Below are 13,848 nucleotides of genomic sequence, written 5' to 3'. Positions count from 1 at the left end.
AATGTCGACGAGGTTCACGAAGCTGCGAGAGACGTCGATGAATTGATCGCGGCTCTTGAGGACGTCCAGGTGTGTGTCAGTCATACTTTTCCATTCATCGACCGTGTCTTTGAATCGAGTCCCGCTCTACAGCAGGTGACAATCATGCGTGGTGGCCCGGTAAATGTGAACATCGATTCCGCGACGAGGCATGGGTTCAGGTCACCTATGCTCCAGGCCGGAATGCCACAGCGACGGCAGAACACACCGTAGCCATGATCCTGGCAGCCGTTCGTCAGATTCCCGCTCACCACAATTGCCTCGTTACAGGCAATTGGGAAAGGGCGGCTTACCGTTACGACGATGTCGGAATGGAGATTCGTGGCGGGGCCATCGGTTACGGCTCGGTCGGTTCGAGAGTGGCCGTGATAATGACCGCGATGGGTGCCAACGTTTTCGTTCATGATCCATGGGCCGATCCGAAGGCACTCGAACCAGGTATCACGCTCACTGACTCTTTGGATGATCTCATGGGATCCTGTCGAATTGTCACTGTCCATGCTCGTGTCACTGACGACAGCCACCACATGATTGGTGCGCACGAGTTGCAGAAGATGCCGGCTGGATCTGTCTTCGTGAACTGTGCTCGTGGATTATGAAGCGGTTTGTAATGCCATTGATAGTGGCCACTTGTACGCCGCTGCTTTCGATTGTCTACCGGAAGAACCGCTCCCTGCTACCTCTCGCCTTCTAAGGACTCCGCGAGTTGTGCTGACGCCGCACATTGCTGGCGCCTCAAAACAGGCTGCGGAGTTAGCGGCACGAATTGGTGCGGCAGATGTAGCCGCTTTTGTAGATGGTCGTTGTCCTAAGCACCTAGCTAATCCAACCGTTAATCGCTGAAAGAAAACATAAGTAAGGAGAAGGCATGATTTTAGAGCAGGAACGCCAAGCGGTAGTTGACGCATGCCACACGATGCAAGACCAGGGCTTGACTGTGGGAACTGCAGGAAACGTCTCTATCCGCGTTGATGACCTTGTCGTTATCTCACCGTCAGCAGTTCCGTATGACGAATTGACAGCTGCAGACATCGGTGTGCACCGTCTCGATGGCAGTCCCGTCGAAGCTCGTTACAAGCCGTCATCAGAATTGCCACTGCATTTGAGCGTGTATCACAGTAGCGATGTTGTGGCTATCACCCACAACCATGCTCCGGCCTCCACCGCTTTAGGTCTCGTCGTAGATGAGGTGCCGTGCTCGCACTACTACTCAGCGATGTTCGAGGGTACAGTGCGTGTTGCGGCTTATGCCGAGTTCGGTACTGACGGGCTTGCTCTCAACGTGATGGACGCATTGAGAGATCGCCACGCCGCCCTGATGGCTAATCATGGGGCCATCACGACAGGACCGAGTATTGACAAGGCTCTTTCGTTGCTTCCGTACCTTGAGTATATCTGCGAGGTCCACCTCAGAGCCATGTCGACTGGGCGTACGATCAAGATTCTTGACGATCAACAAATGGCCGACGCCGTGCAAGGTGTTGCCGGATACAGTCCAAAGAGCGTGGACAGCGAGAACTGAGACTCGCCTCGGGCTGTCGTAATAAGTTCACCGTTACGGCAGCCCGGTCATATTCGCCGCTGAGATGGAGAAGGGGGCTCACAATGCTGACGGTTGAACGAGGCTTAGTCATTCCATCAGCGGATACAACGATGATGAAGGCCGCTCTGAAAACGGCATCACCATACGTCCTACTTACTGACGTTACCCTCGCCACCGTCTGTCCAAAGGCGCGGGAGGTAGTAGACGCAGCAAAGAGGGTCGTTGTTCACGTCGATATGGCTTCCGGGTTACACCCAATTCCGCCGGTTTGTCATTCTTGAGCAAACAGTGCGGCGTCGACACTGTCATTAGCTCGAACGCACGAACGATTGACACTGCGCAGCGAAGTGGCCTCAACACGATTTTAGGATTTTTCTGCTCGACTCGATCGCTCTGCGGACTGCTCTTCGAATTTTGGAAAAGCTACGCACAGACGCTGTCGAGATTCTCCCAGGTCCAATGGCGAAGGGTGCTTATCAGTCCGTGCGAAGCACGGACCCGAAGCGAACCGTCATCGCAGGAGGTTTTATCCGCTCTCAAACCATGGTTAATGATCTCTTCTCAGCTGGCTTTGACGCGGTGACGACGTCGTTCCGTCCGCTGTGGTGACCCAATCAGATCAACAGCGCTTGAATCTCCTCGGTAATCGGAATCCCCTTCTTCATCTCCATTGCCTTGTCACGCTTGAGAACCTGCTGCGAGCCGGGATGTGATTCCATCCAGCTTGCCCCAGCATGTCGACGAACTCCTTGGTCCGTTCAGCATAGATGTCATTCCCACCTCGAGCTGGATCCAACAAGATGTACAGCTAGCCGGTGCGGAAGGTCGACACACTCTCTGGGGCCTCGGCGGCCACCTGATAGGAGAACTCGGCACCCGTAAATCCAGCCGCCGTCATCTCGATCACATGGCGATGAGAGCTCCCTTGGTGCCCACCGAAGGGCAGAATGCTGCCCTCCTCGAGGATCTCTGAGGGATCATTGGTCTCCTGATCTTGGGCATCAATACCGGACTCTGGGGGCCGTCTGGTCCTTGCGTGCTATCAGCAGTAAAAGTTCCCGCGCGAGATCGACGAGGTCGCAAAGTCGAACACCAACGGGTCCTTGCCGGCAACCGGCGTCGCAAAGGCCAGCGGGTTTGTGCTCATGACGGCCTCGGTTCTCCCTTGTGCCGTCATCGACAACTGACCGCTGGCCACCGTCGCCAATCCGATGAAACCTTTGCGGGACCAAGGTTCCAGATCTGGCCGCAGCGCACTGAAGTGATGAGTGTCATGAACAGCGACCACCGCGACTCCCGTCTCGGTCAGCATCTGCTCGGTGGTTTGTTCGATGGCGGCCGTTGCAGGCTGAGCAAACCCACTGCGGCCATTAACGCGCAGGTAAGACGACTCTACTTGGTGCGCTTCGCCGGTGACGGTCCCGTCAGCCCAACCGCTTGTCAAGGATTTTACGTATCCCGGGACCCGAAACAGTCCGTGGCCGGTCGTGCCGTCTCGCCTACATGAAGCACAATTGCGTGCTAACACCTGCGCCACCTCCCGAGACACCCCAGCGTCAATCACCGTCTTGGCGACAGCCGCGATGAGCTCGTTCGTGGTGATGGGGGCGGGCGTCAGCGGCCACGGGAATCCTTGTCGGCTCGGAATACCCACGACGCTAACAGCGGACTAGTCACCGAAATCTCAGTCAGGATGGTCCAGCACTGCCCTCGCTGTTGCCATGTCGGTCACCAGGTCCGTTACCCAATTACCTTGCAGGATTGCTGTCAAGGCTGGCACCTTCTCGGCTCCAAAGGCACTGACGATGACGTGGGTGATGGAAGGGATCCGGTCAATTGGTATCGTCATCAACCCTTGGCAGAAGTCCGCATCCACGTGACGGCCCCGCGTATCAATGTGGTGTCCGCAGATGTGGCCGACTGCTCCCCGCGACAACAACTCGGCGTGAGCCCGTTCGGGCATCATGTGGTCGAAAATCGGCGCTACTGAGTTCACCCCGACCGCGCCCACACCCGTCACCAGGATGTCGGCGTGGGAGGCCATCGCGATCGTCATTCCAACCGACGTCTCTGCCTTTAATGCTGCCGCCACCTGTGGATTCGACACCAGCACCGGTGCGGGCATCACTCGGTAAGCGCAGCCAATTCGCTCTGCCATCTGGCGGCACAGCTCGGGGGAGTCCAACAACAGGTTCCCGCGTGCCGTTCCACCAATCGCTTGCACCACCGTTACTGCCGGACAACGTATCGGCACCATGGCATGTACCACCGAGGCTACCCCGCGTCCATTCGATAATGCGATCACCGAATCCGGGTGCATATACGTCCTCACAAGATCGGCCGCCATCCGCGACACTTCGTCGGTCGCCGAGTCGTTACTCGATAGTGCCACTCTCGCGCACGCAAGCCCGAAGGTTCGCGTCAGATCATCCTCCAACTCGATGGCGCGCTCCAAAGGGTGCTGCACGGTGAACGTGATGATTCCACGACGCCGGGCCTCGTCGAGCAGACGCGACACCATCGACCGGGAGTATCCGATCTCGGCGGCGATCTCGGCCTGAGTGACCTGTTCCAACCAGTACCGTCTCGCCACCGTCAAGAGGGTTTGGATGTGTTCTCGATTAGTCATGGGTGTCTCACAAATGTGAATCTTTGTCGCTGAGGCTCACTTAAAACGGGAGGTAAAGCCACTTTACTAGTCCCTCTGCTGATGGAGAATTCACATGTGTGAGCACACGACCTTGCGGGGTTGTTGTGACGGCGGCTGAATAGTCCCCGTCACGCAGTCGTGAGAGAGGAATCATTCCAATGGCCGTTGTTCGCACCATCAATGGCGACGTTTCACCCGACACTCTCGGCGTTGTCAACGCCCACGATCACCTCATCCGCGTCGGAGCCGGCGAAGTTTACATTGATCCCGACCACTTGCTCGACGACGTCGACAAGGCCGCCCAGGAAGCTACGTATTTCGTTGAGGCCTCCAAGAACTGGGCCAACGGCGGCACCATCATCGACATGTGCCCCGCATCCTCGGGCCGCGGCGTACTCAAAACCCTCGAGGTCGTCGAGAAGGTCCCGGACCTCCAGGTTGTCCAAGCCACTGGTTTCCACCAGCAGAAGGTCTACCTCGAGTGGCGCCAAAGCTGGGTCAACCAGTACACCGTCAACCAGATTGCCGATCTACTTATCGCCGACATTGTGGAGGGCATCGACCGCTTCGACTACATGGGCCCCATCGTCGAACGCACCAACGTCAAGGCCGGCGTCATCAAGTGGGCCACCGCTTACGGCAAGATCACCGAGTGGGAGAAGAAATCCGGCAAGGCCGTTGCTATCGCATCTAAAGAGACCGGCTGCCCCATTAACACCCACGTCACGGCTGGAACCTGCGGTCCAGATCAGGCGCGATTCCTCGTTGATCAAGGTGTTGATCCCACCAAGATCGCCATCGGACACATGCAGCGCAACTGGGATCCGTGGGTCCATGAGCAGATCTGCAAGCTCGGCTGCTACGTCGAGCTCGACGGCACTAACCGCATCAAGTACGTCCCGGACAACACCCGCGTCAACCTGGTGAAGACCCTCGGCGAAAAGGGTTACGGCAAGCAGATCCTGCTGGGTACCGACTCTGGCAAGGCTTCTTACCAGAAAGTTTACGGTTCGGTCTCAGGTATCGACTACGATCCGGCCGTTTTCTGCCCGCGCCTTGTCGAGGACGAAGGCGTCGATCGCGACTATGTCACCGACCTCCTCATTAACAACGCGGCCGCCTTCTTTGGCTTCGAGCCGCTGGCCGGGTGACGACGATGCCACGACTTCAAGTTGCTCTTGACACCTATGACCTGCCGTCGGCCCTCGCTCCGCTGGCTCAGGTGTCCAACGAGGTCGACGTCATCGAGTGCGGAACTATTCTCGTCCTCGCTGAGGGAATGGGTGCGGTGCGTGCCATTCGGGCCGCCTACCCTGACAAGGCCATCCTCGCCGACGTTCGCATCGCTGAAGCTGGGGCGAAGATCGCCCGGATGTGCTTCGACGCAGGCGCCGACCTCGTCTCCTGCGTCGCTGGGGCATCCCTGACGACTATCGACCAGGTATGCAAGGTGGCAGCGGAGTTCAACGGTGAGGTACAGGTTGAGCTCGCCGACGAGTGGTACGACGCTGACCGCGCCCGCGCCTGGCGCAAACTGGGTGTCCAGCATGTCATCGTCAAGCGTTCCCGCGACCGCGAAGCTGCCGGAGACCTCTCCTGGAAGCCTGAGGACCTCGGGCGAGTTGACGAACTTGCCCAGATGGGGTTTACCGTCACCGTCACCGGAGGAATCACCCCCGAGGATCTCCCGCTTTTCGCTGGACACCCGGTCGGCATCGTCATTGCTGGCCGGTCGATCGTCGCCGCTAAAGCCCCGAAGGCTGCCGCGCAACGGCTGCGATCCACCCTGAACGAGGTGTGGCCGCAATGACCGAATCACTGACCGACGGGGTGACACTCGGCATCTATGAGAAAGCCCTCATCAGTAATCCACTGACCACCAACGATGACTGGCGACGCTTCCTGAGCCAGGTGCCCGAAGCGGGATTCAGCTTCATTGACCTGTCCGTCGACGAGACCGAGGAGAGGATGGCACGGCTCGGATGGGATCAGAGCCAGCGTCGCATGGTGCGCCACTGCGCTGAGGCTGAAGAAACTGCGATTGGTGGCATATGTCTGTCGGTACATCGGCGCATTGGCCCTGGCAGTGCCGACCCAGCCATGCGTCAGCGCGCTCGGGAGACGATGGCCGAAGGACTGCAGTTGTGCCACGACCTCGGCGCTCCCGTGCTTCAGGTTGCGGGGTATTACTGCTACTACGAGAAGATGAACGGCCATGCCGAGCAGTGGTACACCGACCTCCTGCTCGACGCCGTCCCGATGGCCGCACGGTTGGGGGTCGTCATGGGCATCGAAAACGTTGACGGCACCGACGTCACCTCCATATGCAAGGCGATGGAGTTTGTCAGGCTTGCCGACACGCCTTACCTGCAAGTGTACCCGGACCTCGGCAACATCGCCGAGCAGCAGCTCGATGCCGCGACCGAACTTGAGGCTGGGCGCGGCCACATGGTCGCTATTCACGTCAAGGATGTTCGCCCAGGCGAGCCCCGGCGGGTGCCGATGGGGGAGGGAACCGTCGACTGGGACGAATCTTTCGCCATCCTTGCCGAACAGACCTGGCGCGGCCGAATGATGATCGAGATGTGGAACGACGACGCTCCCGATTCCAACAGGCGCAGCGCGTCAGCACGAACATTCATTGAGGACCATCTTCGAGCCGCCGGAATCCCGATCCGCTGCGCCGTCGTCTGACCATGGCTGGTAAGCCCGGTATGGTCCCGGGTCGACCGGCTCTGAATCCCAACAAATTTTCATCACCGTTCAAAGGAGAACCTTCCATGCTGGAAAAGCTCAAGACAGACGTCTGTCAAGGTAACCTCGAACTGCCCCGTCATGGCCTTGTGACGTGGACCTCGGGCAACTTGTCCGCCCGAGACCCTGAAACCGGCCTTGTCGTCATTAAGCCGTCTGGGATGCTGTACGACAACATGACCCCAGGCGATATGGTTGTCGTCGACCTTGACGGCAAGGTCGTCGAGGGGCATCGAGGACCGTCTTCGGACACCGCCTCACACCTGTACGTATACCGGCGTCGCGACGATATTCGGAGCATCATCCACACCCATTCCACCTTCGCCACCGCGTGGGCGGCTACCGGTCAGGACATCCCCTGCGCAATAACAGCCATCGCTGACGAGTTTGGTGGGCCAGTGCCGTGCGGTGACTACGCCCAGATCGGCACCGAACAGATTGGCGAGCAGATTATGCGGTTCATCGACCAGTCTCCGGCGGTGCTACTCAAAAAGCACGGTGTCTTCACTGTCGGCACCTCCATCGAAAGGGCCGTCAAGGCAGCCGTCATGGTCGAGGACGTCGCCAAGACTCTCACCTACGCCACACTTATCGGCGAAATCTCCTCACTTCCGCAGTCGGAGATCGACTTCAACCACGATCGATACACCAACCGTTATGGCACCGCGGCAGCATCCACGGGGGTGACGGCATGACGTACGACATCTCGACCATTGGTGAGGGACAAATCAGGCTTACCTGCTATAAAGGTGAACGGCTTATCAATGCCCAGCAACTGCGCGCCACCGCAGCTTGCTCCGAGGCCAATGTGTCGGGCCTGCTGTCCCAGCTTGGACGCAACACCTGCTGGGCCTCCGTCATGCCCAAGGGTGATCTCACTGACCGGGTCGTCAATGAGTTCCGCAGCGTTGGGGTTGACGTTTCCCACATCTGCATGAAACCCGAGGGACGCGTCGCGCTGTACTTCATGGAGCCCGGCGAATACCCGATGCCTGCCCGCGTGCTCTATGACCGGGAACACACCCCCTTCCGCGACGTCACCGTTGAGGACCTCGACTGGGAGGCACTGCTCGACACCCGCCTGGTCTTCATCACAGGCATCACCGCTGCCCTGACCGAGAACACCGCGACCGTGGTGCGTCACTTTGTTGACGAGGCCCACCGTCGAGGCATTTCCGTCGCCCTTGACGTCAACTATCGGTCTCTGTTATGGGACCCGGAGCGCGCTCGTGCGGTGCTGGAACCTATTGCGAGGATGTCGAATATCGTTTTCTGCTCGGTGCGCGACGGCAAAGCCGTCTTCGGTATTGAGTCCAACGGGGAACAGGCATGCCGCGAATTGCGTGAATTGTTCGGAACCCCGACGGTCGTGTCCACCGATCAGATTAACGGTGTGTACCTCTCGGACGTTGAACGCGGAGACCGTACCTTCCCCGTGGTCCAGGTGCCCGTCGTCGACCGGCCAGGCGCTGGAGACTCTTTCGTCGCGGGAACCCTGCACGGGTACCTCGGAGGTGACGTGGTGCAGGGAATCCATTATGGTCAGCGGACCTCCGCCTACGCCTTGACCCATTACGGTGATCTGACTCGTGTGAGTCCCAGCGAACTCAACATTCCCCCGAATACCGACATTCTGCGCTGACCCCGATCACGGCGTAGATAGGAGGCACACTCACATGTCCACCTCAACAACAGCCAAACAATCAGCCTTAGACCTCATTGATTCGCGTCCGTTGACGCGTAATCAGAAGAATCTTGTTGCGTTAGCCATTGTTGGAAATATCTCCGAGTTCTTCGACATTTTCCTCATTGGTTTCGTTGTATCCGTCCTTACTAAGCCATGGAACCTGACTGGCACCGAAGCAGGCGTCATCCTCGCCTGTTCCGGTCTGGGGACGGTCATCGGTGCCATCATGTGGGGGCGCTTCGCCGACAAGATTGGACGCCGCTCCTCCTTCTTCTGGTGCGTGCTCATGTTCGTTGTGTTCACCGTAGTGTCGGTGCTTACCCCGGACCGTGGCTGGATTATGCTCGCCATTTTGCGTATTGGTGTGGGGATCGGCGTCGGTGGGCTCAACATCACCTCGATTCCCTACGTTCAGGAATTCGTACCTGCGAAGCAGCGCGGTCTTCTCGCCGGTCTGGCGTCGGTATTTATCCCCCTCGGTCTGTTCCTGGGATCCCTCGCTCAAAATGCCTTGGGCGATAATTGGCGTGCCCTCATCGCCTTAGGCGCTATTCCCGTCTTTCTGCTGGTGTGGATCCGTTTCGTTCCCGAATCGCCACGGTTCTTGCAGAGTCATGGACGCGAGAAGGAAGCCCGTGAAGCCCTGGCTTGGGCACTCGAGATGCCCGCTGACGATATTGGAGATCTGCCCGCCGTCGAGCACGTCCAAGACGCCTCCTACTCGCTCGTCTTTGGTAAGTACCGCAAGAGCCTTCTCATCGTCAGTCTGGGATCGTTCTGTTTCATTCTGGGTTCCTTCACGATCCAGTCGTGGGGCCAGACGCTGCTCAAAACCGGCTTCGGAAAGTCTCCCGAACAAGTTGGGATCCTATTCATGTTCGTTTCTCTGGCGGATCTCGTAGGCCGCTTTCTGTCAGCATGGCTGGCTGACCGCATCGGCCGGAGGAGCACCATGTTGTCGTTCGGTCTCATCGGTGCAGCAGGAACCCTCATTGTCGCGCTTTCGGCCCACCTGGGTTGGGGCTGGCAGATCTTCTTCGTCGGTGTCCTCGTTGCGATGGCCTTCGCCGACGGTGCCTTCGGTATTCTCAATGCGTTCGGTGCCGAGCAATTCCCCAACGAGGCTCGCTCGACCGGCCTGGGGTTGGGCTATGGGATCGGTGCCACCGCTAAGGTCATCGGTCCGGCCCTCATGGGACTCATGGTGGGTGGATCTGCCGTCAAGCAGAATGTCACCTTGGATGCGGTGTTCCCGGCGTTCATCTTGTTCACTGTGCTGCTGGTTATTGGCGGTGTGACGTACATGTTCGCGCGTGAAACTCGCGGCACCTCGCTCGACACGATCTGATCGACGGACGATCCTGACGTCGAGGGCTTGTACTTAACTCAAAGGGTCGGCCGAAGCCGTGACTTGCGGGTGGCCGGGGCCCTCGACACGCCAGATTGAGCGACAAGGAGCGGTTTCGACGAGGTTGGCAGCGGCATCAGGAGATTCTCCGGTGACCTTGACAATGTCCGCGAAGGCCACCTTGCGTTGATCCAATGGAAGATCCGTATCCACCCTCGGGCTCCAATCACGATCGACGTCCGACCAATTGCGAATGATCCATTGGTCAGCTACTTTCGCATAATCGGATTCATCTGATCGGACTCATCGGTGACCCGGCCATGCATCGTGAAATGTCGGTATATCTGCTGCATATCACGGAATACCTGACGTCCATGTGGTGATAACTGACTTACCTAAACGCTGACCTTCTTGGCTGTGCAGATGAGACCTCCAATGGGAGAAAGGATTTGGGGCCGGGCAGGGGCTGGACGTTACTACCCTTGCCGAGACCTGGGACTAGCTTCCCTCGGGCACCTGCGCGACGTCGAGATAAGACTCGGTCATCCCAACCCGGCGCAGCATGTTCGCTGTGGCGACATTAAGAAACGATTGCCCGGTGGTGAGTTCGACGACGTGCCTGAGGAGGGTATAGCTGAGGTTTGAGTACGCGTACCTCGTGCCCGAGGCGAAATTCGTGAGGAATGGTTCGGTAAGCAGGGTCTCGAACTCGTCACGAGACATCATCTGCTGGCAGTCCGCTCAGGGATCACCCGGTAGTAGGCCGGTCGACATCGTCAGGGCGTCACGAATCGTCGCGCCCGTCACCGATGGCCGCAGTTGCGGAATCCAACGTGCCAGCGTGTCGTCACGAGTGGGTCGCCGAGAAGTCACGTTGACGAGCCCCTGGCAGATTCCTTGAATGCTGGTAACGATGAAGGCTTCGACATGGAAGCGATGCTGTGTACGCGATCCTTGGGGTCCTCGTACAGCACTTCCCTGTTTAAGACGCTTGCTTAGGACAACGAGGTCCCGGTCTCGGTAGCTTTTGACGCACCCATGTCGAGAACTTCGACAGCAGGGTCAAGGCGGGCGTCGATGGCCCACTGTGCCACCCAGATGTTTGCCTGGGTAGAGCTGGCTTGGGACGGCAGTTCCCCCATAAGGACGAAAGCAACGTCGGGAGCGCTCGGTATGGGGATAGGTTGGGAGGTAACGACGCGGGAGCCCACTGACCGCTGTGGGCTGAGAGGGTGCCGTGAAGGTGCCGACCGCCTGAACCTGTCCGGGTTATGCCGGCGAAGGGAGTGGTTGACATGACTGAATTGTCGAATCTAGTGGCGGAGTCTGTGGAACGGCTGCGCCGGGACAGGCCGCTGGTGCAGTGCCTGACGAACATTGTGGTTGCCAATTTCACCGCCAACGTGTTGTTGTCCGCAGGGGCGGTTCCCGCCATGGTCGATAACTCCGAGGAATCTGAGGAATTCGCTTCTGTGGCTGACGGCGTGCTCGTCAACACGGGGACTCCCTACCGGGAGACTGCTGAGGCCATGGTTGCTGCTGTGCGCGGTGCCGCAAGCAGTAACACGCCATGGGTGCTCGACCCCGTGGGAGTGGGTATGTCATGGCGCACCCAGGTAGCCCTTGAAGCCCTGCACGTCGCGGCTCCAGCCGTCATCCGGGCGAATGCCTCCGAAGTGTTGACATTGGCTGGTACGGATGCCTCCGCCCGGGGGCCGGAGGCGGGAGATGGCGTCGAGGATGCTTTGGCGTCGGCGGCTCAGCTCGTGCGCAACCACGGCTGCGTGGTGGCCATTAGCGGTCCCGTCGATCACATCATCGATGCGGACCGGCATGTGACCGTGTCATCGGGGCATGAGTGGATGACGCGGGTTACTGGGGTGGGATGCTCGCTAGGAGCGCTCACAGCGGCCTTTGCAGGCGTCCAGAATGATTACCTCATTGCGGCTACGTCCGCGACCGCCATGTTGTGCGTAGCCGCCGAACGGGCAGCAGAGCGCAGTGTGGGTCCGGGCGCTTTCGCTCAAGCTATTCCTGGCGTCACCCGATGAAGTCGGCGCGCGGGGAGGGCTTCGCGATGTCTCGGCCTGAATTTGATCTGTCGGTGTACCTCGTCACCGACACCGCCCAATGTGGCGGGCCAGACGGGGTCGTCGAGACCGTGCGGCGCGCCATCGTCGGTGGGGTGACCCTAGTCCAGTTCCGCGACCACGACTTATCCGACGATGAGTTCGTCACCTTGGGACGACGCGTCAGGGATGCGTGTATTTCGGGCGGAGTGCCCCTCATCATTGACGACCGGGTTCATCTCGTTGCCGAGATCGGGGCTGACGGCGCCCATGTCGGGCAGTCTGACATGCCGGTCGACCAAGCCCGTGCGGTTCTAGGTGACGATTTGCTCATCGGCTTGTCCGCGCAGGCCCCTGTCCATGTGAAGGCAGCCCTGTCCCATGGTCGTGACGTCATCGACTATCTGGGAGTTGGTGCCCTGCATGGCACTGGTACCAAGCCGGAGGCCGAGGAGCTCGGCCTGGCTGGGATATGCGATGTCGTCAACGCTAGCCCGTGGCCGGTGTGCGTCATCGGTGGGGTGAGCGCATCCGATGCTCCATACGTGTCCCGGATGGGATGTGACGGCCTGAGTGTTGTCTCGGCGATTTGCGGCAGCACCGATCCCGAGTCCAGTGCACGGGAACTCGCCGAGGCATGGCGCAGGGCGAAGGAGTGATGAGTGTGGCCTGACGTCAGGGGATGCACAAACGGCCACAGTTACTGGCATCTTGTTCAGATGAGCGGCCCTGGTGCGCAGCGTTCTGAACCAGGCGCGAGGGCACCCTAAGATGACCGTCATGAGTACTTTTGACGCCACCCGTCGCGCCTCCAAGATTTCCGTTGTTGGTGCCGGTTCGGTCGGTTCTTCACTGGCCTACGCTTGCCTTATCCGTGGATCGGCTGACCTCGTTTCCCTCTATGACATCGCCAAGGACAAGGTCGAGGCTGAGGTGGCAGATCTCGCCCACGGCACTCAGTTCACTCCTGCTTCGGTCATGGGCGGCGCTGACGTCCACGACACTGCCGCCTCTGACGTCGTTTTTATCACAGCCGGGGCCAGGCAGAAGCCGGGTCAGACTCGTCTGGACCTTGCCGGCGTCAATGCCAATATTTTGCGCTCCCTCATGCCGCAGCTCGTTGAGCAATCCCCGAACGCCCTGTTCGTGTTGGTGACCAATCCTTGCGACGTCCTCACCGTTGTTGCTCAGCAGGCCACGGGTCTTCCCACCAACCGCGTCTTTTCCACTGGCACGATGCTTGACACCTCGCGGTTGCGCTGGCTCATTCGTCAGTGGGCCAACGTTGAACAGCGTCACGTTCACGCCACCATCGTGGGCGAGCACGGTGATTCGGAGTTCCCTTTGTGGTCAACAGCCAATATCTCCGGTGTGCCGATCCGTGACTGGACGGTCGATGGCGACCGGGTGTTCACCGAGGAGGTGCTGGCTGACCTCGCTCAAGAGGCAGCTTTCGCAGCTTACAAGATTATTGAGGGCAAGGGCGCTACGAACTACGCCATTGGTTTGACGGGTGCCCGTCTGGCCGAGGCTCTGCTCCGCCCAGGCCGTTCCGTCCTGCCATTGTCAAGTGTTATGACGGACGTGCACGGAATTTCGGGGGTAGCCTTATCGATGCCCTGTATCGTCTCCCGCGACGGTATTGAGGGGGTCGTCCCCGTCGTCATGGATACCGAAGAGATTGCTTCTCTCAAGGCTTCAGCGGAACGACTGCGTGACACTCTGTCATCGATCGCATGACCTGATGAACATCTGTGC

At 59.1% G+C, this 13,848-nt stretch carries 15 protein-coding genes, 3 pseudogenes and 1 riboswitch; of the genes and pseudogenes, 12 read left to right on the top strand and 6 right to left on the bottom strand.

The window, feature by feature from the left end; all coding sequences use genetic code 11:
* Window positions 1-254: 254 nt before the first annotated feature.
* From F1563_RS14020 to F1563_RS14015, 3 genes and pseudogenes are all read left to right on the top strand, one after another.
* Window positions 255-882: pseudogene (locus tag F1563_RS14020) on the top strand (NAD(P)-dependent oxidoreductase).
* Window positions 883-907: 25 nt separating this feature from the next.
* Window positions 908-1,561, top strand: coding sequence for a class II aldolase/adducin family protein (locus tag F1563_RS02955; protein ID WP_002527547.1), 654 nt, complete (start codon window positions 908-910; stop codon window positions 1,559-1,561).
* A 435-nt stretch (window positions 1,562-1,996) separates the two neighbouring features.
* Window positions 1,997-2,191 (top strand): glycerol-3-phosphate responsive antiterminator, encoded by a 195-nt coding sequence (locus F1563_RS14015; protein WP_230845039.1) that lies wholly within the window; start codon window positions 1,997-1,999, stop codon window positions 2,189-2,191.
* A gap of 199 nt (window positions 2,192-2,390) precedes the next feature.
* Here F1563_RS14015 and F1563_RS14010 read toward each other — a convergent pair.
* Together F1563_RS14010 and F1563_RS02935 are read right to left on the bottom strand one after the other, a co-directional pair.
* Window positions 2,391-3,131: pseudogene (locus tag F1563_RS14010) on the bottom strand (Ldh family oxidoreductase).
* A 135-nt stretch (window positions 3,132-3,266) separates the two neighbouring features.
* A complete protein-coding gene (locus tag F1563_RS02935; RefSeq protein ID WP_002527543.1) occupies window positions 3,267-4,211 on the bottom strand; it encodes a sugar-binding transcriptional regulator in 945 nt (314 codons plus the stop codon).
* Between the two features lie 179 nt (window positions 4,212-4,390).
* Between F1563_RS02935 and F1563_RS02930 the strand changes: the two genes are divergently transcribed.
* The 6 genes from F1563_RS02930 (at window position 4,391) to F1563_RS02905 (ending at window position 10,021) form a co-directional block, all read left to right on the top strand.
* Entirely contained in the window at window positions 4,391-5,383 is a 993-nt protein-coding gene (locus tag F1563_RS02930) for a phosphotriesterase family protein (protein ID WP_002527542.1), read from the top strand.
* 5 nt (window positions 5,384-5,388) lie between these two features.
* Window positions 5,389-6,042 carry a 3-keto-L-gulonate-6-phosphate decarboxylase UlaD gene (locus F1563_RS02925; protein ID WP_002527541.1) on the top strand — a complete coding sequence of 218 codons (654 nt, stop codon included), beginning with the start codon at window positions 5,389-5,391 and terminating at the stop codon, window positions 6,040-6,042.
* Window positions 6,039-6,926: an L-ribulose-5-phosphate 3-epimerase gene (locus F1563_RS02920; RefSeq protein WP_002527540.1), complete on the top strand. Its 888-nt coding sequence runs from the start codon at window positions 6,039-6,041 to the stop codon at window positions 6,924-6,926. Before F1563_RS02925 ends, F1563_RS02920 begins: the two co-directional genes overlap by 4 nt.
* 86 nt (window positions 6,927-7,012) lie before the next feature.
* Window positions 7,013-7,681 carry an L-ribulose-5-phosphate 4-epimerase gene (locus F1563_RS02915; RefSeq protein ID WP_002527539.1) on the top strand — a complete coding sequence of 223 codons (669 nt, stop codon included), beginning with the start codon at window positions 7,013-7,015 and terminating at the stop codon, window positions 7,679-7,681.
* Window positions 7,678-8,628 (top strand): sugar kinase, encoded by a 951-nt coding sequence (locus F1563_RS02910; protein WP_149302542.1) that lies wholly within the window; start codon window positions 7,678-7,680, stop codon window positions 8,626-8,628. The genes F1563_RS02915 and F1563_RS02910 overlap by 4 nt, the downstream gene beginning before the upstream one ends.
* A gap of 34 nt (window positions 8,629-8,662) precedes the next feature.
* Entirely contained in the window at window positions 8,663-10,021 is a 1,359-nt protein-coding gene (locus F1563_RS02905; protein WP_002527537.1) for an MFS transporter, read from the top strand.
* Window positions 10,022-10,054: 33 nt separating this feature from the next.
* Here the strand turns inward: F1563_RS02905 and F1563_RS14005 are convergent, their stop codons facing one another.
* From F1563_RS14005 to F1563_RS13995, 4 genes are all read right to left on the bottom strand, one after another.
* Window positions 10,055-10,234: a hypothetical protein gene (locus F1563_RS14005; protein WP_002527536.1), complete on the bottom strand. Its 180-nt coding sequence runs from the start codon at window positions 10,232-10,234 to the stop codon at window positions 10,055-10,057.
* A gap of 285 nt (window positions 10,235-10,519) precedes the next feature.
* Window positions 10,520-10,747, bottom strand: coding sequence for a serine hydrolase (locus F1563_RS14000; RefSeq protein WP_002527535.1), 228 nt, complete (start codon window positions 10,745-10,747; stop codon window positions 10,520-10,522).
* Between the two features lie 15 nt (window positions 10,748-10,762).
* Complete coding sequence (locus tag F1563_RS14580; RefSeq protein WP_002527534.1) at window positions 10,763-10,894, bottom strand: hypothetical protein; 132 nt, start codon at window positions 10,892-10,894, stop codon at window positions 10,763-10,765.
* A gap of 122 nt (window positions 10,895-11,016) precedes the next feature.
* Window positions 11,017-11,232: a hypothetical protein gene (locus F1563_RS13995; protein WP_007433717.1), complete on the bottom strand. Its 216-nt coding sequence runs from the start codon at window positions 11,230-11,232 to the stop codon at window positions 11,017-11,019.
* Window positions 11,211-11,324: riboswitch (TPP riboswitch) on the top strand. (Overlaps the previous gene by 22 nt.)
* Between F1563_RS13995 and thiM the strand changes: the two are divergent.
* The 3 genes and pseudogenes from thiM (at window position 11,293) to F1563_RS02885 (ending at window position 13,830) form a co-directional block, all read left to right on the top strand.
* Window positions 11,293-12,112 (top strand): annotated as a pseudogene (gene thiM / locus F1563_RS02895) (hydroxyethylthiazole kinase). It overlaps the preceding riboswitch by 32 nt.
* Entirely contained in the window at window positions 12,099-12,749 is a 651-nt protein-coding gene (gene thiE, locus F1563_RS02890; RefSeq protein ID WP_036958298.1) for a thiamine phosphate synthase, read from the top strand. The pseudogene thiM and the gene thiE overlap by 14 nt, the downstream one beginning before the upstream one ends.
* A 112-nt stretch (window positions 12,750-12,861) precedes the next feature.
* Window positions 12,862-13,830: an L-lactate dehydrogenase gene (locus F1563_RS02885; RefSeq protein ID WP_002546764.1), complete on the top strand. Its 969-nt coding sequence runs from the start codon at window positions 12,862-12,864 to the stop codon at window positions 13,828-13,830.
* Window positions 13,831-13,848: the final 18 nt, after the last annotated feature.

Source organism: Cutibacterium modestum, from assembly GCF_008326345.1.
Classification (GTDB): Bacteria; Actinomycetota; Actinomycetes; order Propionibacteriales; family Propionibacteriaceae; genus Cutibacterium; species Cutibacterium modestum.
Note: the sequence above shows the minus strand (reverse complement) of the source record. Positions and strands in the feature narration are given on the sequence as shown.